The sequence below is a fragment of the Kerstersia gyiorum genome (assembly GCF_048595715.1).
GTDB lineage: Bacteria > Pseudomonadota > Gammaproteobacteria > Burkholderiales > Burkholderiaceae_B > Kerstersia > Kerstersia gyiorum.
Genome location: NZ_CP169556.1, coordinates 3,262,198 through 3,288,308, shown reverse-complemented (window position 1 = coordinate 3,288,308; position 26,111 = coordinate 3,262,198). Strand labels below are relative to the sequence as shown.

At 63.4% G+C, this 26,111-nt stretch carries 20 protein-coding genes; 12 read left to right on the top strand and 8 right to left on the bottom strand.

Annotation, left to right across the window (positions count from 1 at the left end; translation table 11 throughout):
- Positions 1 to 15: 15 nt before the first annotated feature.
- Positions 16 to 1,221: a benzoate/H(+) symporter BenE family transporter gene (locus ACEW7X_RS14390; RefSeq protein ID WP_420177350.1), complete on the bottom strand. Its 1,206-nt coding sequence runs from the start codon at positions 1,219 to 1,221 to the stop codon at positions 16 to 18.
- A 490-nt stretch (positions 1,222 to 1,711) separates the two neighbouring features.
- Between ACEW7X_RS14390 and ACEW7X_RS14385 the strand changes: the two genes are divergently transcribed.
- Positions 1,712 to 3,028: a pyridoxal phosphate-dependent aminotransferase gene (locus tag ACEW7X_RS14385; RefSeq protein ID WP_257740063.1), complete on the top strand. Its 1,317-nt coding sequence runs from the start codon at positions 1,712 to 1,714 to the stop codon at positions 3,026 to 3,028.
- Between the two features lie 72 nt (positions 3,029 to 3,100).
- Here ACEW7X_RS14385 and hemG read toward each other — a convergent pair whose 3' ends face one another.
- Entirely contained in the window at positions 3,101 to 3,658 is a 558-nt protein-coding gene (gene hemG / locus ACEW7X_RS14380) for a menaquinone-dependent protoporphyrinogen IX dehydrogenase (RefSeq protein WP_238591286.1), read from the bottom strand.
- A 27-nt stretch (positions 3,659 to 3,685) separates the two neighbouring features.
- Entirely contained in the window at positions 3,686 to 4,402 is a 717-nt protein-coding gene (locus ACEW7X_RS14375; RefSeq protein ID WP_068367162.1) for a Crp/Fnr family transcriptional regulator, read from the bottom strand.
- A 282-nt stretch (positions 4,403 to 4,684) separates the two neighbouring features.
- On the opposite strand from ACEW7X_RS14375, the gene ACEW7X_RS14370 reads away from it, so the two are divergent.
- The 8 genes from ACEW7X_RS14370 to gadC all read left to right on the top strand — a co-directional run bounded on the left by ACEW7X_RS14370 (position 4,685) and on the right by gadC (position 13,696).
- Positions 4,685 to 6,871: a TonB-dependent receptor gene (locus ACEW7X_RS14370; protein WP_253099785.1), complete on the top strand. Its 2,187-nt coding sequence runs from the start codon at positions 4,685 to 4,687 to the stop codon at positions 6,869 to 6,871.
- A 17-nt stretch (positions 6,872 to 6,888) separates the two neighbouring features.
- Complete coding sequence (locus tag ACEW7X_RS14365) at positions 6,889 to 8,016, top strand: ABC transporter substrate-binding protein (RefSeq protein WP_127775154.1); 1,128 nt, start codon at positions 6,889 to 6,891, stop codon at positions 8,014 to 8,016.
- Positions 8,013 to 9,065, top strand: a complete 1,053-nt coding sequence (locus tag ACEW7X_RS14360) for a FecCD family ABC transporter permease (protein WP_253099782.1) — start codon at positions 8,013 to 8,015, stop codon at positions 9,063 to 9,065. The genes ACEW7X_RS14365 and ACEW7X_RS14360 overlap by 4 nt, the downstream gene beginning before the upstream one ends.
- On the top strand, positions 9,058 to 9,810 hold the full coding sequence (locus tag ACEW7X_RS14355) for an ABC transporter ATP-binding protein (RefSeq protein WP_130486537.1): 753 nt from the start codon (positions 9,058 to 9,060) through the stop codon (positions 9,808 to 9,810). The genes ACEW7X_RS14360 and ACEW7X_RS14355 overlap by 8 nt, the downstream gene beginning before the upstream one ends.
- A 2-nt stretch (positions 9,811 to 9,812) precedes the next feature.
- The gene (locus ACEW7X_RS14350; RefSeq protein ID WP_130486538.1) at positions 9,813 to 10,427 is read left to right on the top strand and encodes a hypothetical protein; all 615 of its coding nucleotides are present in this window, start codon (positions 9,813 to 9,815) and stop codon (positions 10,425 to 10,427) included.
- A complete protein-coding gene (locus tag ACEW7X_RS14345) occupies positions 10,424 to 11,050 on the top strand; it encodes a hypothetical protein (protein ID WP_068367149.1) in 627 nt (208 codons plus the stop codon). The genes ACEW7X_RS14350 and ACEW7X_RS14345 overlap by 4 nt, the downstream gene beginning before the upstream one ends.
- 175 nt (positions 11,051 to 11,225) lie before the next feature.
- Entirely contained in the window at positions 11,226 to 11,789 is a 564-nt protein-coding gene (locus tag ACEW7X_RS14340) for a hypothetical protein (protein WP_130486539.1), read from the top strand.
- Positions 11,790 to 12,142: 353 nt separating this feature from the next.
- The gene (gene gadC, locus ACEW7X_RS14335) at positions 12,143 to 13,696 is read left to right on the top strand and encodes a glutamate:gamma-aminobutyrate antiporter (RefSeq protein WP_130486540.1); all 1,554 of its coding nucleotides are present in this window, start codon (positions 12,143 to 12,145) and stop codon (positions 13,694 to 13,696) included.
- Between the two features lie 144 nt (positions 13,697 to 13,840).
- On the opposite strand, the gene ACEW7X_RS14330 is transcribed toward gadC, so the two are convergent.
- Positions 13,841 to 14,098, bottom strand: coding sequence for a cytoplasmic protein (locus tag ACEW7X_RS14330; RefSeq protein ID WP_127775148.1), 258 nt, complete (start codon positions 14,096 to 14,098; stop codon positions 13,841 to 13,843).
- Positions 14,099 to 14,354: 256 nt separating this feature from the next.
- Here ACEW7X_RS14330 and ptsJ point away from each other — a divergent pair, with 256 nt between their 5' ends.
- On the top strand, positions 14,355 to 15,662 hold the full coding sequence (ptsJ, locus tag ACEW7X_RS14325) for a transcriptional regulator PtsJ (protein ID WP_068367134.1): 1,308 nt from the start codon (positions 14,355 to 14,357) through the stop codon (positions 15,660 to 15,662).
- Positions 15,663 to 15,696: 34 nt separating this feature from the next.
- On the opposite strand, the gene ACEW7X_RS14320 is transcribed toward ptsJ, so the two are convergent.
- The 4 genes from ACEW7X_RS14320 to ACEW7X_RS14305 all read right to left on the bottom strand — a co-directional run bounded on the left by ACEW7X_RS14320 (position 15,697) and on the right by ACEW7X_RS14305 (position 24,170).
- The gene (locus tag ACEW7X_RS14320) at positions 15,697 to 18,951 is read right to left on the bottom strand and encodes an ATP-binding protein (protein WP_420177349.1); all 3,255 of its coding nucleotides are present in this window, start codon (positions 18,949 to 18,951) and stop codon (positions 15,697 to 15,699) included.
- Between the two features lie 226 nt (positions 18,952 to 19,177).
- The gene (locus ACEW7X_RS14315; protein ID WP_068367130.1) at positions 19,178 to 19,849 is read right to left on the bottom strand and encodes a response regulator; all 672 of its coding nucleotides are present in this window, start codon (positions 19,847 to 19,849) and stop codon (positions 19,178 to 19,180) included.
- 51 nt (positions 19,850 to 19,900) lie between these two features.
- Positions 19,901 to 22,786 (bottom strand): sensor histidine kinase, encoded by a 2,886-nt coding sequence (locus tag ACEW7X_RS14310; RefSeq protein WP_130486543.1) that lies wholly within the window; start codon positions 22,784 to 22,786, stop codon positions 19,901 to 19,903.
- 25 nt (positions 22,787 to 22,811) lie between these two features.
- A complete protein-coding gene (locus ACEW7X_RS14305; protein ID WP_130486544.1) occupies positions 22,812 to 24,170 on the bottom strand; it encodes an MBL fold metallo-hydrolase RNA specificity domain-containing protein in 1,359 nt (452 codons plus the stop codon).
- 294 nt (positions 24,171 to 24,464) lie between these two features.
- Here ACEW7X_RS14305 and ACEW7X_RS14300 point away from each other — a divergent pair, with 294 nt between their 5' ends.
- Both ACEW7X_RS14300 and ACEW7X_RS14295 read left to right on the top strand, forming a co-directional pair.
- The gene (locus ACEW7X_RS14300) at positions 24,465 to 25,253 is read left to right on the top strand and encodes an META and DUF4377 domain-containing protein (RefSeq protein ID WP_167731913.1); all 789 of its coding nucleotides are present in this window, start codon (positions 24,465 to 24,467) and stop codon (positions 25,251 to 25,253) included.
- Positions 25,254 to 25,330: 77 nt separating this feature from the next.
- Entirely contained in the window at positions 25,331 to 26,089 is a 759-nt protein-coding gene (locus ACEW7X_RS14295; protein WP_068367123.1) for a sulfurtransferase, read from the top strand.
- The last annotated feature ends 22 nt before the right edge of the window (positions 26,090 to 26,111 follow it).

Sequence of the window (26,111 nt, the reverse complement as noted above, 5' to 3'; positions counted from 1 at the left end):
GAGTCAGTCGGATGATCAATGGGTCGGGCTGGTCGCACGGGGGCGCAGCCGGCCGTGGATCAAGGCATGGGCGCCCAGCCCCGCCAGCAGTCCCCAGAAGGCGCCGCCCACGCCCAGCAGCGTGATGTTGGCGGCTGTCGCCAGGAAGGTAATCAGCGCGGTTTCGCGGGTCCGGGCATCAGACATGGCATGCGCGAGGCTGCCACCTATGGTTCCCAGCAGCGCCAGCCCTGCCAGCGTAGTGATGAACGCCTTGGGCAGAATCATGAAGAGCGTGGCTAGTGTTACGCCGAAGGTTCCGACCAGGATGTAGAACACTCCGCAGGCCAGGCCGGCGATATAGCGCTTGCGCGGGTCGGGATGGGCATCGGGGCCGGTACAGATGGCGGCGGTAATGGCGGCTACATTGAAGGCGTGGGCGCCGAAGGGAGCCATCAGCAGCGAACCCAGGCCGGTCACGCCGAGGATGGGATTGGCGCTGGTCTTGAAGCCGTCATTGCGCAGTACCAGCATGCCGGGCATATATTGTCCGGTCAACGTGATGGTGAACAGAGGCAGGGCCACGCCCAGCAGCGCATGCAGCGAAAACTGCGGGGTTTGGAAGACCGGCATGGCCAGGCTCAGGTGGATCGCAGAGAAATCCACGCGTTGTTGTGCGATCAGCATGGCCAGACCGACCAGCAGGATGCCCAAGACCGCGAAGCGCGAGGTATAGCGCTTGAGTATGGCATAGGCGATGACCATGGTGATGACCAGCCGCGGGTCGGCGCTGGCGCCGCCAAAAGCATTCACACCGAATTGCAGCAGGATGCCGGCCAGCAGCCCGGCGGCGATGCCGGCGGGAATCATGCGGACCAGCTTTTCGAAAGCGCCTGAGAGGCCCAGCAACATGAAGCCCAGCGCCGACAACATGTAGGCGCCTACGACTTCGCCGTAAGGGGTGAAGGGCATGACGGTGGCCAGGAACGCGGCGCCGGGGGTAGACCAGGCCGTAATGATGGGTTCGCGGTAGCGCCAGCTGAGCAGAATGCCCGTGACGCCGACGCCGATGGACACGGCCCATACCCAGGACGCGGTCTGTGCGGGCGTCAGGCCGGCCAGGCCCGCGGCCTGGAACACCAGCACGAAGGTGCCGCCATAGTTCACGAGGACGGATACCAGGGCGGCGATGCAAAGCGGAAAGAAATCAGCAGTTCGGAGACTGGCGGACGGTGTATTCATGGGCGATACCCAAAGCAGTAGGAGATGTTGCAGAGGCGGTGGCAGGCGGCCTGCACGGTGGCGGCCAGGTGGCCGGCGGCAGGTTTGCTGCTGGCGGAACTCGCATTCTAGGAGGGCAATGGCCTGTATTTACGTACCACATCCAACTCAATTTTCAGTCCACTTTTCCCATCCTTGCCGCGCCGTTCAGGGTAAGGACTGTGGCGCCCGGGACGCCAGGCTCTGCTGCGCTCAGGCACGGCTGGCGGGCCGCGGCAGCGGAGAGGTGTTGCAAGGGCGGTGCGCAGGCATTTCCGTGCGCCCACGGCGCCGGAGTGGGCATATACTTAGTCGGATAAGGATGGATCAGCGTGGCGCAGGTATTTCTGGCGCCGGGTGCTGACTGCCCATGACGTATCCGTTCCGCCCCTGTTCAATTCCGCATGCCTTCGTTGCAACGGCTCAGGCCGCATTGCCGATCCGCCTGCAGATTTCCTGATGCGCCGCAACCATGAAACCGATCAATAAATCCCACAAGCTTGCTCACGTTCTCTACGACATCCGCGGCCCCATCATGGAACGAGCCCGGCAGATGGAAGACGAAGGGCAGAAGATCATCAAGCTGAATATCGGCAACCTGGCCGTGTTCGGTTTCGATGCCCCCGAAGAGGTGCAGCAGGACATGATCCGCAATCTGCCCAATTCGGCCGGCTATTCGGACAGCAAGGGGATTTTCGCCGCCCGCAAGGCGGTAATGCACTATACCCAGCAACAGGGCATCAAAGGCGTGACGCTGGAAGATGTCTACCTGGGCAATGGTGCATCGGACCTGATCGCGATGGCGACCAATGCCTTGCTCGACGATGGCGATGAATTGCTGTTGCCCGCGCCGGATTACCCGCTGTGGACGGCAGTGACCAGCCTGTCGGGCGGCACCCCCGTGCATTATCTCTGTGATGAAAGCAAGGGCTGGATTCCCGATCTGGACGATATCCGCAGCAAGATCACGCCGCGCACCAAGGGCATCGTCGTCATCAATCCGAACAACCCGACCGGCGTGCTGTACCCGGACTACGTGCTGCAAGCCATTGTCGAGCTGGCGCGCGAGCATGGCCTGGTAATTCTGGCGGATGAGGTCTATGACAAGGTACTGTATGACGACAACAAGCATACGGCGCTGGCCAGCCTGTCCACCGATGTCCTGACGCTGACCTTCAACTCCTTGTCCAAGAGCTACCGCGCCTGCGGTTATCGTGCCGGCTGGATGGTTGTTTCGGGCGACAAGCAGAACGCCCGCGATTACATCGAAGGGCTGAACATGCTGGCCAATATGCGGTTGTGCTCGAATGTGCCGGGGCAGTGGGCCATCCAGACGGCGTTGGGCGGCTATCAGAGCATCAACGATCTGGTGTGCGAAGGCGGGCGCCTGCGCCGCCAGCGCGACCTGGCCTATGAAATGCTGACCGCGATTCCCGGCGTGAGCTGCGTCAAGCCACAGGCGGCACTGTATATGTTCCCGCGCCTGGACCCGGACATTTATCCGATCAAGGACGACAGGCAGTTCTTCCTGGAGCTGCTGGAAGCCACACGCGTCATGCTGGTTCAGGGCACGGGTTTCAACTGGCCGGCGCCGGATCACTTCCGCATGGTTTTCCTGCCGCATGAGCCGGACCTGAAGGAAGCCATTACCCGCATTGCGGATTTCCTGGGCAAATATCGCGCCCGGGTGGCGCAGCAGAAAGTCCAGGCAACGGGAGGCGCAGTGGCGCCGTCCGGCAAGAAAAAGGCCGCCGAAGTGGCGCCTGCAGTGACCGAAGCCAGCGCCTGAGCCGCCTGGCGCCAGGGCAGCATAGCGGCGGAAGCGGGTTGCCGCGCTGCCCTCAGCCTGTCGTGGCAGGGTTCAGCGTAGCGTGAGGAAATGCTGCCCGAACGCGTCCACGCTGGCCCAGTCGGTGAAGACGACGGGGGCTGACGCGGATGTCGGCCCTTGGGTCAGCCACATGATGAAGCGGATCATGGTCCGGTCCAGCGGGCCGTAGCTGGCGTAATCGAGACGGCCGGCGAATACGCCGGCCAGCGGTGGCTGCCAGCCGGAACGCTCGATGAACTTGCGCATATAGGGGCTGCCTTCCGGCGTATCCTTGCCCGGCTTGCGCGCGACCAGATTGACGGTGAAAAACGCAGCAGGCCGGCTTTCCAGCAGCGCGCGATGCTGCTCGATGAAACGGAATACGGGTGGGCGATGCTTGCCGTAGCGGATGCTGGCACCAATGAGCAGACGGTCGAAATTCTGGACGTGCGCAAACGCCGGGTCATCCGGCTGGTCCAGCGAAGCCAGCGTGACTTCATGCCCGGCCGCCTCCATGGCAGCCTGCAGGCGGGCACATATCGTGCGGGTATGACCGTCGACGGTCGAATAGAAAATGGCGATGCGTTCCATGGCGGCAATGTACTGCATCCGCCGCCATGCGTGGCCCCGCAGGGCTCAGATGACGCGATCGGTGCGCACGATTTCACGCAGGGCGCTGCTATCGAGCACATAGAGCGAGGCGCGCTGGCTGCGGATGAAACCCTGGCGTCGCCACTTGGCCAGTAGCCGGCTCAGTGTTTCGGGGCGCATGCCCAGTTTGGTGGCGATTTGCGCCCAGGACAGCGGCAGTTGGATGCGGGCGTCGTCGCTTTGCGGTTTGCCGAAACGCAGGATGTAATCCGCCAGGCGCTGTTCCGCGGTGCTGGACGTCAGCCAGTCGATCTGCTCCGTGTGGTGACGCAGGAGCCGGGCGCCGTGCTCGATGACGCTGAGTGCCAGCGCTGGTGCGGCAAGACAGGCTTTGCGCAGCGCGCCGGCTTCCAGCAGGCAGCCGTTGCCGGTGGTCACGGCACGGATGGTATGCCAGTGCAGGGGGGGCTGGGCAAACAGCGAGTGCAGGCCGATGAAGGCCCCGGGCGAGATGTGTCCGAAGATTTTTTCCTCGCCTTCCTGGGTATAGCGCAAGCCTTGCAACTGGCCTTCGAAGACCAGCATGCATGTGTTGCAGGGGTCGCCATGGCTGAAGATTTCCTGCCCGGGCTGGAAGTTCAGGTCGCGGCAATGGCTGGCCAGGGCCTTGAAAGTGTTCTCGTCCAGGGCGAGAAACCATGGATGCTGGCGCAATCGTGCCGCCATGGCGGGTGCCGCAGCCTGGCACTTGACAAACGTCATTTCAGAAATCGGGTCCGGTTGGTTAACATTAAAAGCACTGATTCTTATTTCTGATTTTACGACTGGAATCGCTCGCGGGTGGCATGGCCAGGTCATCAGCGCGGGGTTCTTTCCCAGGAAACACAGCAAACAGTTCCGGCAGCCAGATTGTCTGCCGGGCCGGACGCGCACGGGGTGATCCTCCGGCGTCCAGGCCCGGCCGCCGGCCTGGCGCGGCGGAGCCGTGCGCCCGGATTTTTTCAGTACTCACCGCATTCATCGACGATCATGATACAGACACCCTTGAAATCACCGCTGCGCGAGGCGCTGTGCGCCACCATCGCGGCTGGCGCGGCAATTTACTGGCCTGCCGCGCAGGCGCAGGTCAGCACCTTGGAAGCCGTTACCGTGCAGGGCGACGCAGGCGATCCGAACTGGCAGAAGCTGCGTCGCAGCGAATCACGGGTACGTGCGATCGGCAGCGAACCGGAAACGGTGACACTGGAAACGCTGCCGTCGCAGCATACCTCCGTGGTGACACGCGATGAACTGGATATGGTGAGCGCGATGAACACGCTGGACGTGCTTGAGCGCGTGCCTGGCGTCACGATTTCCAGGACCGGCAGCCTGGACGGCACCATTGTGCTGCGCGGCATGGACAGCAGCGGCTTCCGGGTCCCCATGTTCATCAATGGCGATCGTTTCCGCGGGCGGCCGGCCTTCCAGTTCATGATGGTGGGGCCGACGGAACTCGAACGCGTGGAAGTCATCCGTGGCCCGGCTTCCATCCGCTATGGCAGCGACGGCCTGTCGGGCATGGTGAACTTCGTGACGCGCAAACCCAAGGGGACGCTGGGCGATACCTTTACCTTCCAGGGCGGGCAGGCTGAAGCGACCTACCGTTCCAACGGCAACGGGCTGCAGGGCAGCGTCAGCCTGGAAGCGGCGGGCAACAATTTCGACTTCATGGCCTACGTGACGGGCCGGCGCGCGCAGGACTACAAGACGCCGGCGGGTGATATCGCCAACAGTCACTACAAGACGGCCGGCGGCGGGTTTGTCGCGGGCTACATGCCCAATGCGCGCGAGCGCTATGAGTTCGGTTACCGCTACGGCGAAATCCGCGATGGCACGTCCAATGCCAGCACGACGGAAACGGCCTGGAGCCGCCGTGATCCGCTCAGCATCCATCAGTTGCGGCTGGGCTACGAGGGCACTTATGACGACTGGCTGTTCAGCCGTATGGATGCCAGCCTGTACCTGAATTTCTTCGAGTCCAAATTGCCGGCTACCACGGTCAGCAACAACGGCAACACCATCCGCACCCAGACCAGCAACGTGCGCGGGCCGAATATTTTTGGTGGCCACATCACCTTCGAAACACCGAAGAATGCCTACGGCATGGATGCAGCCTTTGGCGTGGATTTCGCGCATGATCACTGGCTGGGCAACAAAACCCGGGTGCAGGTGACAGACGTGGCTGCAGGCACGACGACGGACACTGGCTATCAGCTGACGGGCCGCTCCATGACCCAGAGCAACGTCGGGATGTTCGTGCTGGGCAACTGGGAAGCGCGTCAGGGCTGGACCTTGAATGCCGGCGGCCGTTTCGATTACTACCGTTCCGACGTGGAGATCGCCTTCCTGGAAAACGAAGCGCTGCGCCCTTTGTTCGAAGATGCGAAGAACAGCAGTACGCACGCCTGGACCGGCAGTGTGGGAACCTCGTACTTTCTGACGGACGTGGTGGAATTGACCGCCAGCTACGGGTCGGGGTTCCGCATGCCCTGGCACTCGCAGATGTTCAGTTCGGGCTGGAACGCCAACACCGACACCTACACGATTCCGAATCCGGGCCTGAAACCTGAGTATTCCAATACCGGTGAAATCGGCCTGCGCCTGCATATGACCAAGGCATTCGTGGATTTTGCCGCCTTCGATGCCCGCTATCGCAACTTCCTGGAGACAGTGCAGACCACCTACGAAGGTTCGCTGGCCAACCAGACCCGCAACGTGGGCAGGGCGCGTATCAAGGGTTTCGAACTGGCCGGCAAATGGCAGATCGACCCGCAGGTCAACCTGCATGGCAGCGTGGCCTACGTGCACGGCACCAACCGTCGTACGGACGTTCCGCTGGCTGGCCTGGCGCCCTGGAGCGGTTCAGCCGGCGTGCAGTACGTCGGCGCCAACGAGGCATGGGCGGTCACGGGTGAAGTGCAGTACGCCAAGGGCCAGAACCGCTGGAATCCGGCCAGCGAATACCGCACGGCAGGCTACGCGCTGGTCAATCTGTACGCACAGCTGCAGCTGGACCGCCTGGGGCTTAGTCCGGCGCGCAATACCCAGCTGGTGTTCGGCATCACCAACCTGTTCGACAAGGAATACCGTTCGGCCAGTACCAGCTCTGTCGTGAGCCGGCCGATGTCTGCACTCAATCCGCTGGTGTCGCCGGGCCGCAGCTTCAACCTCACGCTGCGTACCAGCTTCTGATCGCGATGAACGTCATCATGCCAGGCATCCTTCCGTGTGCGAGTCGTGCCAAGATCGGCCGGCAGGTGCTGGCCTGGCTGGCGCTGGCCCTGCTGCCCCTGCCGCCGGTCCTGGCCGGCACCGGGGCGGGGCCTGGCCAGGCAGGCATCGACCTGCAGGATATGCTGGGCCAGCCGGTGGCGTTGGCGGGGCCGGTGCAGCGTGCCGTTACCCTGCCCATGCCTGCGGGGTCCATGTTTCTGTCGCTGGCGGGTGACGCTCGCCGGTTGGCCGGCATGCATCCAGATGCGCATGCGTTCATGCAGCAAGGCCTGCTGGCACGGATATTCCCGGATAGCGGCCGGATTCGCGCAGATGTGACGCGTTCAGGTTTCGTGCCGAATGTAGAAACCCTGCTGCAGATTGAACCCGATCTGGTCTGGCAATGGGGCCATATGGGCGACGACCTGATTGCCCCATTGCGCAATGCCGGCTTGCCGGTGGCTGCGCTGTTGTATGGCGACGAAGCCCGCACGCGGGAATGGATCCGATTGATGGGGCAGGCGCTGGGCCAGGAGGATCGTGCCGCCGCGCAACTGGCCTGGCGCGCGGCGGTCGAACACGGCATCCGTGCCGTGACTGCCGCCATCGCACCGGCGCAGCGGCCGCGCGTCATGATGTTTTCGCGCTATGCACCGCAGTATGCGGTGGGCGGCGGCAGTGGCAATTTTCAGTTCGATGTCGAACTGGCTGGCGGCCGCAATGTCGCAGCCGGTATCGGCAATGCCAACATCGTCAACGTGGAGCAGATCCTGGCATGGAACCCGGAGGTCATTCTGCTCAACAATTTCGAACCGGGGCTGACGCCCGATACCATTTATGCCGATCCCATGCTGGCCGAATTGGAGGCGGTACGGCAGCGACGGGTCTACAAGATACCGGCGGCGGGATACCGCTGGGACCCGCCCAGCCAGGAGTCGCCGCTGTACTGGCAATGGCTCAGCCTGATCCTGCAGCCGGCGCATTTCGACTGGCCCTTGCGCGCGAATATCCGCACTCAGTTGCAGCAGTTGTATGGCTATGACGCGACGGAGGACGATCTCGATGCCGTGTTGCATCTGGCGGAGAACCGCGGTTCGCAGGGCTATGAAAGGTTCTCAAGATGAAGCATGAAAGAGCGTCAGGTGTTGCTGGCCTGTGGGCCTGGCTGCTGCTGTCCGGCCTGTTGCTGGCCATGGTGATGCTGGCGCTGGCAACCGGCCGCTATGCGCTGTCGCTGGACCAGATTGCGACCATGCTGGCCGAGCCGGTCCTGCCGGAAAAATGGTTGCCGCTGTTGCCGGACATTACCGACATGCAGCGCCGCGTCCTGTGGCAGGTGCGCCTGCCACGCATCCTGATGGCGGTGCTGGTCGGGGGCAGCCTGGCATTGTGCGGCGCGGCCCTGCAGGGGGCTTTCCGCAACCCGCTGGTCGGGCCGCAGGTGCTGGGTATTTCTTCGGGGGCGGCGCTGGGCGGCTGCCTGGCGATACTCCTGTTCACGTCTTTGCCGCTCATCATGGGGGGCGCATTTGCCGGGGGGCTGCTGGCGGTTGTGGCGGTCTACTACATGGGGCGTTCGCAGGGGCGCACGACGATGCTGATGCTGGTGCTGTCCGGTGTGGTCTGCAGCGCGTTCTTCGCTGCGCTGATCTCGCTGGCGACTTACTTCGCCGATCCCAACGATTCCCTGCCGGCCATTGTGTTCTGGCTGATGGGCAGTTTCGCCACGGCATCCTACTTCAAGCTTGGCGTCATTCTGCTGCCGGTGCTGGCAGGCAGCCTGCTGCTGTATGCCTTGCGTTTTCGCATCAATGTCCTGTCGCTGGGCGACGAGCAGGCCAGTGCGCAGGGGGTGGCGGTGGAACCCTTGCGCTGGGGCCTGCTGGCCTGTGTCACCTTGGTGGTGTCGGCCAGCGTCGCGGTGTCCGGAACCGTGGGCTGGGTCGGTCTGGTGGTGCCGCATTTCGCGCGCATGCTGGTCGGCCCGGATCATCGGGTACTGCTGCCGGCATCCGCGCTGGTCGGCGCCGTCTATATGGTGGCCGTGGATACCCTGGCACGCAGCATCAGCAGCGCGGAAATTCCGCTGGGCGTGATGACGGCCTTGATCGGTGCACCGGTATTTGCATGGCTGCTGCGCCGCACGCACGCACGAGGATGGCGTCATGATTGAAGTCCGAGATCTCGATGTCAGGGCAGGCGGCAACGGCCGCTGCCTGTTGAGCGGCCTAAGCCTGGACGTTGCGGCCGGGCAGGTAATGGCGGTGCTGGGCCCCAACGGGCGCGGCAAGACCACTTTGCTGCGCACGTTGCTCGGGCTGTTGCCTGCGGCTGTGGGCAAGGTGCGCCTGGGCGGCCATGCCGCCTACGTTCCCCAGCAGGGTGAATCCACGTTCCCCTATCCGGTGCTCAGCATGGTGGCCATGGGGCGGGCGCGTCATCTGCGCTGGTGGCAGTCGCCGGGCCGGGAAGATATGAGCGTGGCACAGGCCTGCCTGGAAGCCGTGGGGCTGGGCGGGCTGGCAGGGCGCAGCTTCCATGAGCTGAGCGGCGGGCAGAAGCAGCTGGTGCACATTGCGCGCGCGATGGCGAGCGCCAGCCCTATCGTCGTGCTCGACGAACCCATGGCGGCGCTGGACCTGCGCAATCAGGACCTGGTGCTGGGCATCCTGGCGCGGCTGGCGCGCGAGCAGCGCTTGTGCATTGTTTTTTCCACCCACAGCCCACAGCATGCCCTGCATATCGCCGACCAGACCTTGCTGCTTTATCCGGACGCCTGCGAGGCCGGGCCGACGCAACAGGTGTGCGAGGCCGAGCGGCTGGGGCGTGTCTACCAGATGCCGGTGGCGCTGGGCGAGGCGCAGGATGCCTCGGGGCGTCCGGTACGGGGAGTGATCCCCTTGTTCCAGGGAGCATGAACATGAAACGCGTGGCTTATCTCAACAGCCGGCAGGGCAGCGGGCCGGAAGCGCTGACCGGAGGGGACGCTCCGCAGGCGGCCAATGTCTATCTGTATGACCTCGAAGTGGAGCCGGACCGGCAACTGGCGGACTGGGATGCGCTGTTGTTGCCCGCCCATGCCGACCAGCGTTTCCTGGCGACCCTGCGGCGGCCCCTGGAACGATGGTTGCTGGCAGGCGGCACGATGGTCATCAACGGCCATATCGGCCATCCGTTCCTGCGCTGGTTGCAGCCTTTCGAAGTTCAGCCCTGTCCCGGGCTGGCCGGTTTGCAGGTGCATCGCCACGCCATGCATCCGGTTTTCGAGGGTGTCGAGGCCGAGCATCTGACCTACCGCCGTGGCGTGGCCGGCTTCTATGCCCGGGGGGCCAATCCGCCGCCGCCGGATGCTCGGGTGATCAATACCCTGGGACCGGATCACCAGCCCATAGACTGGTTGCTGCAACTGCCTGGCGGCGGGAGGCTGCTGGTGCATTCGGGCAATGACCTCTGGATGTATGCCCATGGGCAGGATTCGGCAGCGCGTATCGTGCCGCAGCTGTTCGCCTGGCTGAATCAAGGAGACGCTGCATGAGCGCGCCTGTCATTGCGGCACTGGATGCCGGCACCTACTACCACCACCGCACGTTCCAGACGCCCGGCTTGGCCGCTTGCCTGGATTACACCGTATATGTCCGTGAACTGGACGCCGCAGCGCTGGCGGGTTGCGACACTTTTATCGTTTCCTGCGCATCGCCGGTTGACCAGCTGGTGAGCCGGCGCAGCCTGTTCCGGGATTTCCTGCAGCAGGGGCGCACACTGGTGGTCATGGGAGGCAACGGCGCGGAGCAATGGCTCGATGGCGTGCGGCACGTGCCCAGCCCGGTCAATTTCTGGTGGTGGAAAGAGCCTGGGGCTGACTCCGGACTGCGCCTGGTGGCGCCGGAACATGATCTTTTCCAGTGCCTCACCCTGGCCGATGCCACCTGGCACCAGCATGGCGCCTATGAGCCGCCGCCAGGGGTTCGGTCACTCATAGACAAGGTGGGTGCGGGGTCAGTGCTGTATGACGACCGGCAGTCTACGCCTGGCCGCCTGATCCTGACATCGCTGGACCCGATGTACCACCACGGCAGCCATTTCATGCCGGCGACCACGCGCTTTCTGCATGCTTTCCTGCCCTGGCTCAAGCGCCAGCAGCCTGCCGGGCGCATCTGAGTTTCCCTGTGGATTGTTTGCCCTGTCGGGCCCGGGCAGACCGTTGGCGCGTTGATTCGCAGCCTGGACCGCCTTGCGTCCGACGCTGGGCGGCAGCAGTCTGACGCCGGCGTTGTGCCTACTGCCATTCGTAATTTTCCCTCGTTTCCCTTCTCTGTTTTTTTCTGGATTTTCCATGCAGACCACTTCTCCGTTTTCCGATACTTTTCCCTGCCGCCACACCGTACAGGTGCAAGGCGAAGAAGGCGTCATCAACATTCCATTTGATGCGGTCGCTGCCTATCACGGCCATGGTGCGTTGGCGATGCTGGCAGTGACCTACATGGGCATGCATGGCGCGCTGGCACGGCTGCCGGGCGACCTGCCTCGGCGCAATGAACTGAGCGTGCTGAGCGGCCATCCCGGCCCTGGCGTGCGGGATGCTTTCGAGTTCATCACGCGTGCCGCGACGCGCGGCTGTTATCAGGTCGATACTGCCTTGCCCTGGGCACGTTACAGCCAGGATGGTTCGCGTTCCTACAGTTTCGTGTTGACCTGCCGCGAGCAGTCGGTACGCGCCGTTCTCCGCGCTGGCGTGCTGCCGCCGGCCTTCTTCCAACTGCTGTCCTCACGGCGCCAGGAGGATGCCGAGCCATTTCGCCTGTTGCGCCGGCAACTGGCACACCAAATGCTGGATGCCGAGCCTGAGGCGCTGTTCGACTACACCGTCTCTGACGTGGAGGTGCCGCTGCCAGCTTGATGGGGCCTTGTTTTCGCCTGATCCGACAGGCTCGGACACGCCGGACGCGTTTGCAGGAATATGCTGGGTTTTGTTTCATATGGTTTCATGTTGGTCAAAAGCTGATATACCCGTTGAACCATAATGAAGCTGCTTTGGCGGCTAGGCGGCTGCCAGGCGCATCATGTTTTTTCGCTTTCGCCCACAGCGGTGGAAGGTTGCCATGCCGTATCGAACGGGTGCCCAGGCGCCCGTTCCCGCATCAATGTTCGTCCTTCGCCATTGCGCCCGCAGGCCGGCCGCAAAGGTGAAGTCAACCGCATGTTCCGAGGACCTGCGGCAGCGTTCCATGCCTACTATCCGGTGAGTCGACCATGACTGATGTGAAAAAGACAGGTGTTTCGGCCAAGCAGCTTTCCTTGCTGGGCTTCTTCTCCATCACCGCCTCCATGGTGATGGCTCCGTATGAATATCCAACCTTCGCGACTTCCGGCTTCAGCCTGGTATTTTTCCTGGTGCTGGGTGGCTTGCTGTGGTTCATTCCGGTCGGGCTGTGTTCGGCCGAAATGGCGACAGTCAAGGGCTGGGAAGAGGGCGGGGTCTTCACCTGGGTTTCCAACACCCTGGGTGAGAAATGGGGCTTTGCGGCAATCGTGTTCGGCTATTTGCAGATAGCGGTCGGCTTTGTGACGATGCTGTATTTCGTCCTGGGCGCCCTGTCATATATTCTGGCCTGGCCGGCCCTGAACCAGGACCCGGTAACCAAGACCATCGGTGCGCTGGTGATCCTTTGGGTATTGGCCATCACGCAGTTTGGCGGCACCAAGTACACGGCGACCATCGCCAAGGTGGGTTTCTTTGGTGGGATATTGCTGCCGGTATTCATCCTGGTGTGCCTGGCGATCAGCTACCTGATGAGTGGCGCGCCACTGCAGATCGAGTTCACCGCCAAGACCTTCTTTCCCGACCTGACCAAGATCGGAACGCTGGTGGTGTTCGTCGCCTTCATCCTGAGCTACATGGGCGTCGAGGCTTCCGCCACGCACGTCAATGAAATGGCCAATCCCGGCCGTGACTACCCGCTGGCCATCTTCGTCCTGATGATCGCGGCCATCCTGTTGAGCTCTATCGGTGGCCTGGCCGTGGCGGCCGTGATCCCGCTGGACAAGATCAATCTGTCGGCTGGCGTGGTCCAGACGTTCGAGGTTCTGATCCTGCACCATGGCCCGAACCTGGAGTGGGCGGTGCGCGGGGTGTCCGCCTTGCTGGTGCTGGGTGTGCTGGCGGAAATTGCTTCCTGGATCGTTGGGCCGTCGCGTGGCCTGTTCGTTGCGGCGCAACGAGGCATCCTGCCGTCTGTGCTGGCCAAGGTGAACAAGAACCAGGTGCCGGTCAATCTGGTGATTGCGCAGCTGTTGATCTCCACGGTGGCGGTGATCGTGCTGACCAACGTCGGCGGTGGCAACAACATGTCCTTCCTGGTGGCAATGGCCTTGACGGTGGTGATCTACCTCAGCAGCTATTTCATGCTGTTCCTTGCCTATATCCACCTGGTGCGCAAGCAGGAAGACCTGCCACGTGGCTTCTCCATTCCGGGCAGCAAGGGCTTGAAGCTGGCCATTGCCGTTGTCGGTTTCCTGGTGTCGGCCTTTGCCTTCGTGATCTCCTTCGTGCCGCCCAGCACGCTGCCGACGGCAGAAGATGGCCGGGTCTACGTCTGGCTGCTCGCGGTCAGCTTCATCGTGGTGTTCCTGGTTCCCTTCATCATCTACGCCCTGCATGACAAGCGCGGCAAGAAGCTCAATGTGAGACTGGTGCCGGTCACGACCGAGAACGCGCCGTCCGGGCACTTCTTCATTCGCCCGCGCGCTCGCGCTACCCACCATCTGGTCGTGGACAATACGCAGCATAGCGATCCGAAGGCTTGACCGGTGGGGGTCCGAGCGGTCTCAACCGCACGGAAATGAACGCAGCCACTGCTTCCCGTCAGGGTGGCAGTGGCTGTTTTTCATGGGCGGTTCACCGGTAAGTTCGGCCTGCGTGTGAATGGCTGCTCCTGGCGCTTCGCCCGCTCAGCTTTCCGCCAGGGCGGGTTGTTGCCAGCTGGCGGGCTTGAAGATGGGTTCGCGGGCCAGCAGGCGCACGCCTTCCGGGGTGCTTTCCAGCAGGCGGCGTTCGCCGTCTTCGGCCAGCAGTTCCAGCTGGTAGCCCGCCGTGGCTGGCAGGCGGCTGGCGATTTCCTCGATCGCGGCACGTGACCAGGAGGCGGAAGATTCAAAATGCCCCAGCAGCTTGCCGTGCTGCTGAATGATGAGGCGGTAGGTTGGCATATCGGCTCCTGGAAGCGGTTTATCGGCGAGAGTGGGAGGACTGCCCAGGTGATCCAGGGGGCCGGACGCGATCGCCGGCCTCGGTGGATGCCGCTATGGCCATTCCGCTGCATGGGCAGGCCTGCCTGCGGGAACGCATGGTCGCGTGGGCAACGCGATCTTCAGGCATTGTTAAGAACCGTTATTCCGTCTAAGGACGGCACAAGGGTTCCTATAAAATCATCTTGTGCCAAATTATATATTGTCATAGGTCAAAATGAATATTACGGGCAACACCGTCACCAGCATTTTCGAAAGCATACGTCTGCAGGTGCTGGCCGGCGATTTGCCCCCCGGACAGGTGCTGCCGCCGGTACGTGACCTGGCCGTGACGCTGGGCGTCAACCGCAATACCGTCGCTGCGGTCTACAAGCGGCTTGCCGCCGCTGGCCTGGCCACGGCGCATGGGCGGCGCGGCACGGTGATACGCGGGCAACTCGATGCCGGCGAGCAGGAAGGCTGGATGGCAGGCACACCGCTGGTCGATTTCGCCAGCGGCAATCCCAACCCGGCATGGTTGCCGGACATCAATCAAGCCCTGGCTCGCCGCCCCTATGTGCCTCAGCTTTATGGGGCAGCGCCGATACAGGCTGATCTGGCGGCTTATGGCCGGAAATGGCTGGGGCCGGATTGCCCCGGCGAATACGCCCTGGATGTGACTCATGGCGCCGTTGATGCGATAGAGCGTTTGCTGGCGGCCTATCTGGTGCCGGGCGATAAAGTCGCAGTGGAAGACCCCTGTTTCCTCAGCAGTATCAATACGCTGCGCATCGCCGGTTTTCAGGCCATGGGGGTCGGGATGGATAGCGAGGGCATGTCCCCGGCCGCGCTGGAACATGCCCTGGAGCAGGGGGCACAGGCTGTCATCGTGACGCCGCGCGCGCACAACCCCACTGGGTGCAGCCTGACGTGCGGCAGGGCGCAGGCCCTGCGCAGCGTGCTGGAGCGCTACCCTCATGTCCTGGTCATCGTAGACGATCATTTCGCCTTGCTGGCGTATACCCGTTACCGGCAGCTGATTCCGGCCAGCAGCATGCATTGGGCGCTGGTGCGGTCGGTATCGAAGGCGCTGGGGCCGGACCTGAGGCTGGCGCTGGTGGCCAGTGACCTGCAGACCTCGCAACGTCTGCGACTGCGCCTGGCGCCGGGCACGGGTTGGGTCAGTCATCTGCTGCAGGAGGCGGCCAGCGCCTGCCTGCAAGTGCCGGCACTGGCAGGCCGCATGGGCCTGGCGACGCAGGAATACTGCTACCGCCGCAATATCCTCAAGCAGGCGCTGGAAGCTCAGGGCGTGGCCGTGGCGCAACCGGTGGATGGCCTGAATCTCTGGCTGCCCCTGCCGGGCGAGGCTGCCCAGCCATATGCGTCGCGGCTGGCCTGCCACGGTTGGCTGGTGCGCAGCGGCGAGGTATTTGGCGTGCAGGCCCCGGCCTGTGGCCTGCGGGTGACGATTTCAACGCTGAGGGACGATCAGGTCGAGCGCTTCGCCGCCGATGTCGGCAAGGTGCTGCAAGGTCGCCACTGACCGGCGGGCCGCCGGCGTGGCGGGCTTCCTGCGCCTAGGCCGGCGCGATCATGTCGTGCAGGCGGCGGCACAGACTTGCCAGTTCCGCTGCCGGGGCGTCGGCGAGTCCCTGGTTGCGCAGTTGTTCCTGCAGGGCCACGCTGGCCTCAGCCAGTGCCTGGTTATCGACCACTGCCAGTCCGCCACTGATCCGGTGCAGGTTTTGCAGCACCTGAGGCAGGTCCTGCGCCTGTATATTGTGCTCCAGTTGGAGCAGGTCCGCTGTCATGGTGTCGCGGAACAGGGCACGGTATTTTTCCGGAACCGGTGCGATAGCGACATCATCCATGGCCGGCGTGCATGCGCTGGCCGGCGGCGAAGCCGGAGGGGACGGCTGGGTAGGCGTCGGAGGGGCCGCTGGAGCGGCGGTGCCGACCGCAGCGGGGCAAAGCCGGGCCAGTTGCTGATAGAGCGCATCCAGCGCAATGGGCTTGACCAGCCAGGTGTTCATGCCGCTTTGCATGCAGTTCCTGCCGTCGTTGCGGGTGGCGTTGGCGGTGATGCCGATGATGGGTTGCTGCACGCCCATGGCACGCAGCGCCCGGCTCAGTTCATAGCCGTTCATGCGCGGCATATTGACGTCCGTGAGAACGACATCGTGCGCTTGCCGGCGCCAGAGTTCCAGTGCCGCAGCGCCATCATCCGCCATACTGACACGACAGCCCAGTTGTTCCAGCTGATTGGCCAGCGTGGCCTGGTTGATGGGGTTGTCGTCGGCGATCAGGACGTGCAGCGCCAGCTGGCGCGATGGTTGGGCTGGCGTGTCTTCCGCCAGATGCCCGCCTAGCCGGGCCAGGCCCATGGCAATATCGTCTACGCTGCAGGCGTCGATGGCAGGATGGGTGCCGTTGCCATCGGCAGGCGCCAGGCTCATATAGCGCTGTTCCCAGCCGGGCGGGCATTCCTGTGCAGGCATCTGTACTTCGAGTAGCCAGGTATGCTCATCGGGCGGCGGCAATGGTGTGCCAGCTGCGCTGGCCTGCGCGCCCCAGCGTTCCAGCCAGCACGCCAGATTGTGCGTCAATTCCGGGCGCGCAGTGCGCAGCAGTATGCGCAGGCCGTCGAGTGCCGGCACGGCGGGTGGTGTGGCGTCGCAACGCTGCAGGGGCAGCGTCAATGAGAACTGGCTGCCCAGTCCGGGCTCGCTGGTCACATGGATGTGGCCATCCATCAGGTGTACCAGCCTTTCGCAGATCGACAGGCCCAGGCCGGCGCCACGTATGGTGTGCCGGTTGGTCTCGGCCATGTAGAACGGGGTGAACAGTTGGGGCAGGGCTTCTGGCGGGATGCCTATGCCGGTATCTGCGACCTGGAATCGGACGGTGCAGTGGCTTTCGTCCTGGCTGGCCAGGCCCAGGCGCACAATGATCTGGCCGGCGGCGGTGAACTTGATGGCGTTGCTGACCAGGTTGGAAAGTACCTGGCGGATGCGGATGGCATCGCCTTCCAGCATATCCGGCACCTGGGGATCAATCAGGCAGAACAGCAGCAGCTGCTTCTGTTGCGCCATGCCGGCATAGGAGCCGACGCATTCCTGCACCAGGCGGCGCGGGCAGAAGGGGGATGGTTCCAGTTGCAGCTGATTGGCCTCGATTTTGCTGATATCCAGGATATCGCTGATCTGCTCCATCAGTAGCTGAGACGCCTTCTGAATGCGTGCCACATGTTGCCGTTGCACCGTATCGAGTGAGGTCAGGGATAATAGTTCCAGTGTGCCGAGCACGCCGTAGAGCGGCGTGCGGATTTCATGGCTCATGGTCGACAGAAAGACGGTTTTTGCCTCGCTGGCTTCATCTGCCGCCTGTTTGGCGCGCTCCAGTGCCCGTTGTTCCTCAGCGCGGGCCGTAATATCGGTGAAGGCGCACAACACGACATCCTGTTGACGGTAACGCGTAGGCGTATAGGAAACATGCAGGCTGCGGCCGCTGGGCAGTTCCACCTGTTCGATTTCGCCTGGTTTGCGGGCTTCCAGTACCTGATGCCGTTCGGCCTGGCTGGTCCACTTCGGATGGGTGGCATCGGGCTCCAGCTCTAGCCATTGCAGCGCTGCCTTCGAGGCGAAGACAATGCTGCCGTCTGACTGGCTGAGCAGGCACAGGGCGACCGGTGCGGTCGCCACCAGTTCGCGGTTGAACTTTTCGCTTTCTTCAAGCGCATTCTGGGCTTGCTGCGCCGGGTCGATGATGCTGCGCTGATACCAGCGCAGGTAGCCTATCGCCCATAGCAGGCACAGCAGTAGAAGCAGACTGGCAGTCACCGGCATCCACATGTTTTCGGCGACGAAACTGCCGTATTCGATCCGGAAGCAACCCGTCCAGTCGCCGGGCTGGCTGTGCAAGCACAGCACCAGCCCTTCGGCGGTCAGCTGGAAGCCGTCATGGTCCATGGGAGGCGGTTCGCCGCTGCCCAGCAGAATACCTTGCCTGGCATTGGACAGCCAGAACAGATATGGCGGTGTTTCATGGTGTGCGCTGCTGGCAGTCAACAGCCGCTGGTGATTCCAGAGAGACACCATGTAGTGTTCGCCAGGGCCAGCTGAGCCGCCGGGCCAGGCGGCGCTAGGCAGCCCAGCCGGCAGGAATGCGAGCATTTTATGGGGCGCGCCGGGGAAGGGAAACCAGCGCACGCCGGAACTGGTCGGCGGCGAGCCTCGCAGTCGCTCTGCCTGCGGGTTCGACAGGTACTGCTGGGCAACCTGGCGGATTTGCTCGAGCTGCCGAGGCGAAAGCGGTTCCGGCGCATTGGCGGCATCGACGGCAGGAACGGTGATCAGCGCCCGGCCGCTGGCATCGAGTAGCAGCAGGTTGGTCGAGGGATAGTAGGAAAATGTCCAGAACGAGCTGTAGTTCGAGGCCAGGTGGGATGCCAGCGCGGTATAGGCCTGGCGTAGCCTGGCGTCCGCCTGGTCGGGCAGGTTGCCGCGCAACAGGGAAAAGGCCGGTCCGGCTTCCGGCAGGTATTCCATGTGCATCGGCGTGGCGGGGCGCCTGAGCGAGGGTTGCGGGTCCAGCAGGGACAGGACCCGCGTGTTTTCATCCTGTAGCTGACGCAGGAATTGTTCCTGCTCGCGCACGTAGGAGATGGTCGTGGTGAAGTCCGACGTCAGGGCTGCGCGTTCCTGCTCCAGAACCAGTTGCGATCCCATGGCGAGTACGCAGCTCAGGATCAGCACCAGCATGCTGGCGCCAAAAATCGCGGTGCTTTGGCGCAGGAATAGCCTGCGGATGGTATGGAGAGACGGCTGGGACATGAATGATCAGGCCAAGGAGGTGACCGGCTTCCCCGGCGGCAGGCCCGTATGCAGGCAGCCGGCAGCTGTCACGCCGTCCGCGCCAGGGTAATGTCATCAAATAAAAGAAAATTCTGATGCAATCACAGCCTATCTGGCAGGCGAAGTCAAGGACGCGCTGTCGCAGAACGCCCGCAGCGCACCGGTGTAGCCATTGTGCGGCAGGGGCTGCCCCAAGGGCGCGGTTTCAACGGAACAGGCCAGCGTGGACGCAGAACTCGATGAGCGCCTGGTCGCTGGGCATATCCAGTTTCCGCATGGCCGAGCGCTTCTGGTTGCTGATTGTCTTGATGCTGCGGTTGAGCTTGTGGGCGATGGTAGTCAGCGAATGCCCGGCGATGAACAGGCGCAGAACCTCAAGCTCCTTGGGGGACAGCAGGGTGGTGGCGCGGGTGCGGAGTGTGGCGACGGAGGTATCTTCGCTGGCAGCCTGCTCCGCTTCCGGTGTGGCAGCGTGGCCATCGCGCAGGTAGCGCTTCCCCAGGTAGAGGCAATCCAGGGCTTCGAGCAGGTCGTGCGGTTGATCGGATTTCAGGATGACGCCGCTGACGCCGGCACGGTATAGCGACGCGATGATAGGGGGGCTGGATATCATCGTGACCACGAGCAGACGAGTGGAGGGGAAGTTGCGCACCAGGTAACCGATGAAGCTCAGGCCATCGCCATAATGCGCATCTCCGGGCATGGAGAAATCGGTAACCACGATATCCGGGCGGGACTGGGTCATATGCTGCACCAGCGCCGTCGGGGTTTCCAGACAGCCGGAAAGTTCAAACCGGGGATCGTCCGCAATCAGATTGCTGAGGCCCGCCAGGACGAGAGGATGATCATCTGCAAAGGCAATGCTTAGTTTTTTCATCGCGGTTTCCCTTGTCCTGCTGGTTCTGGTTCATTGGCGCAGCAGTGCTCTTCAATCTTTCAGGCGCTCGTCCATGAGTGCCTGGGTTTCGGCTACCAGGCTGCCCAGGTTGGTGCGGGTGCCGGGGGTGAGCCCGAGCTGCCTGATGGCGGTTTCATGGGCCTGGAACAACTGTGCAAGCCCGTTCTGGCGCAGCGCAATCAAAATGCCGTGAACTCGGTGCAGCAACCAGGTGACCCGGGTTGCATCACCGGCAGTGCAGGCCTGGGATAGCGCCAGGGTGTCTTCAGACATGGTATCGCGGAACAGGGATTGGTAATTGCCGGGGATCAGGCTCAATTCACTCAGAATGGTTTTCTGGCTGTCCGGTGTCAGCGTGGCTGGTGCTGTCGTTGCGAGAATTCCCGGCGCCGGGCCGTCCACTCCGGGCGTTGCGGCACGCTGCAGGCCATCTGCAATGGCCATCGGATCAGCCGTTGGCAGACTCAGATTGACCGCTGCGCCGGCTGCGTCCGGCATGCCTGCCGTGGCGTAGGTGCCGGCGAATTCTGCCGGACGGTGCGCGCGTGGCATGAGCACATCCAGCAGAATGCCGTGGCTCCGCGTGGCCTCAGGCAGCGGGGTGCCCTGTGCCGGTCGGGCCTGGGCGCCGAATTTATCCAGCCATGCGCTGATGTTGGCGCTCAGTTCCGCGTGAGGGCTGCGCACGCAGACCTGCAGGCCATCCAGTCTGGGGGCTGCCCTGATTGCTGCCGCAGCGGTGGGCGCAGGGGCCAGCGGCAGGGTGAGCGTCAAGACAAAGCTGCTGCCGAGGCCCGCTTCGCTGGTCACGCGGATGTCCGCCTGCATGAGCCGGGCCAGACGGGCGTTGACGGCCAGGTTCAGGCTACTGCCGTGGACAGGCAGGGGGTGGTCGGCGGGGGCCTGGAAGGTAGATGCCAATTCCTGCAAGGCATCGGGCGGGATGCCTGCTCCGCTGTCGCTGATTTGCAGTACCAGCGTTGCATGATCCGTGTCGGCAGGGCGCGCATGCAGGCGGGCGATGATATGGCCGGCAGGGGTGAGCTGCATCGCGTTGTGCAGAAAGTTGTGGATGATCTGCTGCAAGCGGGTGGCATCGCCCTTGACGCCTGGGGGCACGGCAATATCCACATGGGCAAACAGCAGCACGCCTTTCTGCCGGGCTTGCGGCTGATGTTCAGCGATGCAGTCCTGCAGTAGCCGGTGAGGGTCCAGAGGCGCATTCGCCAGGGACACCGCACCGCTATCCATCCGGTGAATTTCCTGCAGGTTGCAGAGAAAGCGCGATAGCTCGTCCGTGGTTTGCCTGATGCATGCTACGGATTGCCGCAAGGCGTCGGGCCGGACCAGGGAGAGAATAGCCAGCGCTTCATTCAGGTTGTGTAGCGGGGCGTCCAGTTCGTTGCGGATGGCAGCCAGGAAGCGCCTGTGGGTTTGCAGGGCCACCCCTGCCTGGTGGCGCGCTGCACGCAAGTTGTCCTGGCAGCGCAGCAGCGGCGCCTGGTCGTGCAGCACGCATAGCCAGGCTTCCTGGCCGGCGTGCCGGATTGGCATATAGCTGGCCTGCAGGCGCCGGCCGCACCAGTCCACCTGTTGGATAGGCAGCAGTCCGGCGGCGTCCAACGGAAGGCCGGGGTCATCGGGCAGCGGCAAGGGCGGAGGCAAGGGTGAGGGCAGGGAGGCAGGCAGGCCCTGTTGCAGCCAGGCCTGAGCCAGCGGATTGGCGTAAAGCAGGCGGCCATGATGGCGGTTGGCGATGCAGATGGCAGCCTGTGGTTGGGCCAGCAGCGCCTGGTTCAGTTGCGCGTGCTCACTGGCCTGGACGGCGGCATGCCGGGCAGGCGTGAGGACCCGCCGCTGATGCCAGCGCAAGGCAAGCCAGGTGGCAATAAGCGCCAGGACCAATAGCGCGGCCAGCGAGTAGCCCAGCCAGCCGTGTCCGCGCAGCAGTTCACGGTATGGAACCAGGACGGCGGCATGGCTGGTGCCATGGCGGCCCAGCGAAAAGACGGCACCCCTGGCGCTCAGGCGGAAACCCGGCGCAGCGGCTTCGGGCAGCGGCGCTGCGTCGTTGGCCAGCGTTTGCCCTTGCAGTGTCAGCGACAAGATGCCTGCTGTGGTTTCTGCGGAAAGGAAGCGGCTGATCCTGGACAGGGGCGCGGCAAAAAAACGGGGCGGCGTCTTACTGTCTGGCCAGAGATGTGGCGGCAGGTTGATGCGGGCCAGTCCGGCGATGAGGTCCGGGGATTCCGGCAGCCGGAACCAGAGCACGCCTGCCGCAGGCGACGCCGGGATGGTGGCGGCGTCGATGCCGGTGACGAAGGTCAGCACGGCGGCCCGCTGCGACGCCGGCAGGGTGCGCGATATGCCCTGGGGCTGGCTGCTGGTGGGCAGCCCCAGACTGTTGCCCGTTGTCCTGTCATTGAAGAGCAGGTAGGGGCCGGCTTCACTCATGCCCGACCAGTAGGCAGCATAGAAATCCGTCAGGAAATTGCCGATGGCGTACCACTGGTTGCCAGCGGGTTCGCCATTTTCCTCGCAGGTGCTGGCCGTGCCGCAGATGAGCGCATACGGCAGGTCGGCTGTATTCTGCCGGGCCTGGTAGACGCGCACGGAACTGTCCGGTGGCGATATCTGCGTGCCAGCTTCGGACAGGTGGCTGAAAGGCAGCCTGGACAGCCTTCGGCTGCTGGCGTCCAGCGCGAGCAAAAACTGCTTCTGGGCATCAAAATAGCGCGCCAGGCGGGCAAACTCGGCGTCCAGCTGCTGTTGCCGTGCACCCAGAGCGTGCTGGGCGCTCCAGGCCAGCAACAACGTCGCCAGCACGATGAACGGTGCCAGCACGGCCAGCACGATAGTCAGCCGGGAAGGGGCGGGTGGATGGCCGGTCATATCGGGCACGCGTGGCGAAGTCATGGGCGCTTGATATGGCGGGTGCCGTTTAGAGTTGGAATTCCTGATCCTGGCGGGGAACGCAGGCGTTCCAGCCGAGCTCGCGTTCTATGCGGACTCGCAGGGCATCGGCGGCCTCCGGTTCGCCATGGACGATGAAAACGCGTTGCGGCGCTCTGCGGAAACCGGACAGCCAGCGCATCAGCTCATTGCTGTCCGCATGCGCCGACAGCATGGGCAATTCGGCGACTTCCGCCCGTACCGGTACCCAATTGCCGTGTATCTTCACTTCCCGCGCCCCTTGCAGCAGTTTGCGGCCGCGCGTGCCGGCGGCCTGGAAGCCGGAAAAGAGTATGGTGTTGCGGTGGTCGTGGGCAAAGGCTGCCAGGTGGTGCAGGACACGGCCGCCGGTGGCCATGCCGCTGGCCGAAATAATGACCTTGGGATAGCGGTTGGCGGACAGCGCCTTGGATTCTTCCACGTCGCGTACATAGGCAATGGCCTGGCAGGCGGCTTCATACTCGCCATCGTCCAGCTTGTGTTCGGCAGGATGGGCGTGCAGCAATTGCGTGGCGTTGCCTGCCATCGGGCTGTCCAGGTAGGCGGGAATGTTCTGCAGCCGCCCCGCCTGCCGCAATTGCCATAGGTAGTAGATCAGCGACTGGGCGCGGCCGACGGCGAACGCCGGGATCACTACCGTGCCGCCCCGTTTCGCCGTGCGTTCGATGATGTCGCCCAGCAGGGCGACGGGGTCTGCCTCATCATGGACACGGTCGCCATAGGTGGATTCAATGACGATATAGTCTGCAGCCGGCACGGGTTCGGGGTCATGCAGGACCGGATCGTCGTAGCGCCCGAGGTCACCGGAAAAAACGATGCTGCGCCCGCCTATGTCGATCTGCGCGCTGGCCGCGCCCAGGATGTGGCCGGCGCGGCGCATCAGCAGCGTGGCGCCGCCGGGCAGATCCACCGGGCTGTGCCAGGCGACGGACTGCATGGCGGTGATGGCACGGTCCGCATCGCGCACGCGATAGAGTGGCTCTGCCACGGCATGGCGCGAAAAGCCTTTGCGATTGGCATATTCCGCATCCTTTTCCTGCAGGTGGGCGCTGTCGCGCAAGATCAGGGCAGCGACATCACGCGTGGCGTCGGTAGCATAGATGGGGCCGCGAAACCCTTCGCGAACCAGGCGGGGCAGATAGCCAGAATGATCCAGGTGCGCGTGGGTCAGTACGACAGCATTGATATCACTGGCCGCGATGGGCAGTCCTTCCCAGTTCAGCTCGCGCAGATTCTTCAGCCCCTGGAACAGTCCGCAGTCAATTAGCAAGCGGGTATTGCCATGCGTGAGCAGATGTTTCGAGCCCGTGACGGTGCCTGCGCCGCCCAGAGAAGTCAATGAAAGCATGATTGCGGCCCCTGTCATTGAACGTATGAGCTTATGGCTGCACTGAAAAACAGCCGGCTTGCCTGTCATGATACTCTGCCGCGCATGGAACCCGCCTGGCCGGACGAGCAGCGGCAGGGCCCCGTCGGCCGCCCGCAGGCGCGCTGATGCGGGCTATCCGGGGGGCAAGGCGCGGTGTGCTTGGACATATAATCAATGCATGCCTGTTATCCGGGTTCCAGATTTTTCCGAACGCCTGCGCGTGTTGCGGGCGGAGTCAAACAGGCGAATCTCCAGGAGATTGCGTTGAGGCGCATGGGTATTACGATGAAGTGTCTGACCGGGGCGGCGTTGAGCGCCAGCCTGGCTGCGTGTGGAACGCTGTCATCCGGGGACGACGCGGCATCTTCAAAGCAAGCAACAACTGTCTCGTACCAGAGTCCTTATGACGGCACGAGCTGGGAATTGGTGCGCTGGGCATCTGCGGATGGCAAAGTGCGCGATATCCCCGTGCGCGTTGGGATGAACCGGGCACTGACGCTCGAATTCGCACGCGATGATATCTCGCAGGCCGGCCGCGTGAGCGGCTTTGCGGGTTGCAATCGCTATTTCGGCAGCTATCGCTACGATGGCCTGTCTGCGCTCAGCATAGATGAGCTCGGTTCCACCCGCATGGCCTGCAACCCCGAGGCCATGGTGCTGGAAGCCGATTTCCTGCATGGCCTGGCATCCATCGTATCGGCGGCGCCCGAACCCGTCGCGCAACCGCGCCATCTGGTGCTGGTGCTCGATGATGGCGATGTGCTGTCCTTCTCGCGGCGTTCCGGCAACATGCAGGAAACCGGCAATAAGCGGCAGATCTACCTGGACGACCGCAAGGTGCCTTGTACCGGTGTTGCGCCGCAGACTTGCTACCGAGTACGCGACAGCAAGGATTCGCCCTGGCAGCTTTTCTATGGCGAGATCGCCGGTTTTGATTTCCAGCCAGGCACGTCTTACCTGCTGCGCATCAATGAAATCCAGGTCGACCAGCCGCCTGCGGACGCGCCGTCTGTGCGCTGGGTGCTCGATGGCGTGCTGGAACAGCGCTCCGTCGTTGAGTAAAGTTATTTCCACCTGCTGGTGCGGCGCCTGCCGGGCCAGCAGGCTTGTCCCGCAGTCCTGAAGTCCTGAATGCCGCCATGTCTGCAGCCGTCACCAATATTGCCGCCTACCTGTTTGTTTCCCTCAATGATCTGCCCAGCCTGCGCGAACGGCTGTTGCAGCAGGCGGTCGCCCTGTCGCTCAAGGGCACGGTGCTGCTGGCCGAAGAAGGGATCAACCTTTTCCTGGCCGGCCAGGCGGAGGACATCGAAAGCTGGCTGGCCGCCTTGCGCGCCGACCCGCGCTTTGCGCCGCTGGAAGTTAAATACAGCCTGTCCGAAGACGTGCCGTTCAAGCGCATGAAGGTGCGCATCAAACGGGAAATCATCCGCATGGACGAGCCGGCCATCCGGCCTGAAGGCGGGCGGGCGCCGGCGGTTGCGCCGCGTACCCTGGCACGCTGGCTGGAGCAGGGCAGCGACGATGCTGGACGCCCGGTCGTCATGTTGGATACGCGCAATGCATTTGAAGTTGATGCGGGTACCTTCGAGGGCGCGCTGGATTGGCGCATAGACCGCTTTACCCAGTTTCCCCAGGCCGTCCAGGCGCACAAGGACGAGCTGAAAGGCAAGACCGTGGTGAGTTTCTGCACGGGTGGCATTCGCTGCGAAAAAGCGGCGATCTACATGGCCGAGCAAGGTGTGGAGAATATCTTTCAGCTTGACGGCGGTATCCTCAAATACTTCGAGGACACCGGGGGCGTGGGCTATCGCGGTACCTGTTTCGTCTTTGACGAACGCGAAACGCTGGACCCCGCGTTGCAGCCCAGCCCGCTGGTGCATCACGCAAGCAACTGAACGAAGACGGCTGAACGCAACC

Coding starts and splice junctions, on each gene's coding strand:
- ACEW7X_RS14390 (WP_420177350.1), bottom strand. CDS start 1,221: ATGAATACACCGTCCGCCAGTCTCCGAACTGCTGATTTCTTTCCGCTT.
- ACEW7X_RS14385 (WP_257740063.1), top strand. CDS start 1,712: ATGAAACCGATCAATAAATCCCACAAGCTTGCTCACGTTCTCTACGAC.
- hemG (WP_238591286.1), bottom strand. CDS start 3,658: ATGCAGTACATTGCCGCCATGGAACGCATCGCCATTTTCTATTCGACC.
- ACEW7X_RS14375 (WP_068367162.1), bottom strand. CDS start 4,402: ATGACGTTTGTCAAGTGCCAGGCTGCGGCACCCGCCATGGCGGCACGA.
- ACEW7X_RS14365 (WP_127775154.1), top strand. CDS start 6,889: ATGCCAGGCATCCTTCCGTGTGCGAGTCGTGCCAAGATCGGCCGGCAG.
- ACEW7X_RS14360 (WP_253099782.1), top strand. CDS start 8,013: ATGAAGCATGAAAGAGCGTCAGGTGTTGCTGGCCTGTGGGCCTGGCTG.
- ACEW7X_RS14355 (WP_130486537.1), top strand. CDS start 9,058: ATGATTGAAGTCCGAGATCTCGATGTCAGGGCAGGCGGCAACGGCCGC.
- ACEW7X_RS14350 (WP_130486538.1), top strand. CDS start 9,813: ATGAAACGCGTGGCTTATCTCAACAGCCGGCAGGGCAGCGGGCCGGAA.
- ACEW7X_RS14345 (WP_068367149.1), top strand. CDS start 10,424: ATGAGCGCGCCTGTCATTGCGGCACTGGATGCCGGCACCTACTACCAC.
- ACEW7X_RS14340 (WP_130486539.1), top strand. CDS start 11,226: ATGCAGACCACTTCTCCGTTTTCCGATACTTTTCCCTGCCGCCACACC.
- gadC (WP_130486540.1), top strand. CDS start 12,143: ATGACTGATGTGAAAAAGACAGGTGTTTCGGCCAAGCAGCTTTCCTTG.
- ACEW7X_RS14330 (WP_127775148.1), bottom strand. CDS start 14,098: ATGCCAACCTACCGCCTCATCATTCAGCAGCACGGCAAGCTGCTGGGG.
- ptsJ (WP_068367134.1), top strand. CDS start 14,355: ATGAATATTACGGGCAACACCGTCACCAGCATTTTCGAAAGCATACGT.
- ACEW7X_RS14320 (WP_420177349.1), bottom strand. CDS start 18,951: ATGTCCCAGCCGTCTCTCCATACCATCCGCAGGCTATTCCTGCGCCAA.
- ACEW7X_RS14315 (WP_068367130.1), bottom strand. CDS start 19,849: ATGAAAAAACTAAGCATTGCCTTTGCAGATGATCATCCTCTCGTCCTG.
- ACEW7X_RS14310 (WP_130486543.1), bottom strand. CDS start 22,786: ATGACTTCGCCACGCGTGCCCGATATGACCGGCCATCCACCCGCCCCT.
- ACEW7X_RS14305 (WP_130486544.1), bottom strand. CDS start 24,170: ATGCTTTCATTGACTTCTCTGGGCGGCGCAGGCACCGTCACGGGCTCG.
- ACEW7X_RS14300 (WP_167731913.1), top strand. CDS start 24,465: ATGGGTATTACGATGAAGTGTCTGACCGGGGCGGCGTTGAGCGCCAGC.
- ACEW7X_RS14295 (WP_068367123.1), top strand. CDS start 25,331: ATGTCTGCAGCCGTCACCAATATTGCCGCCTACCTGTTTGTTTCCCTC.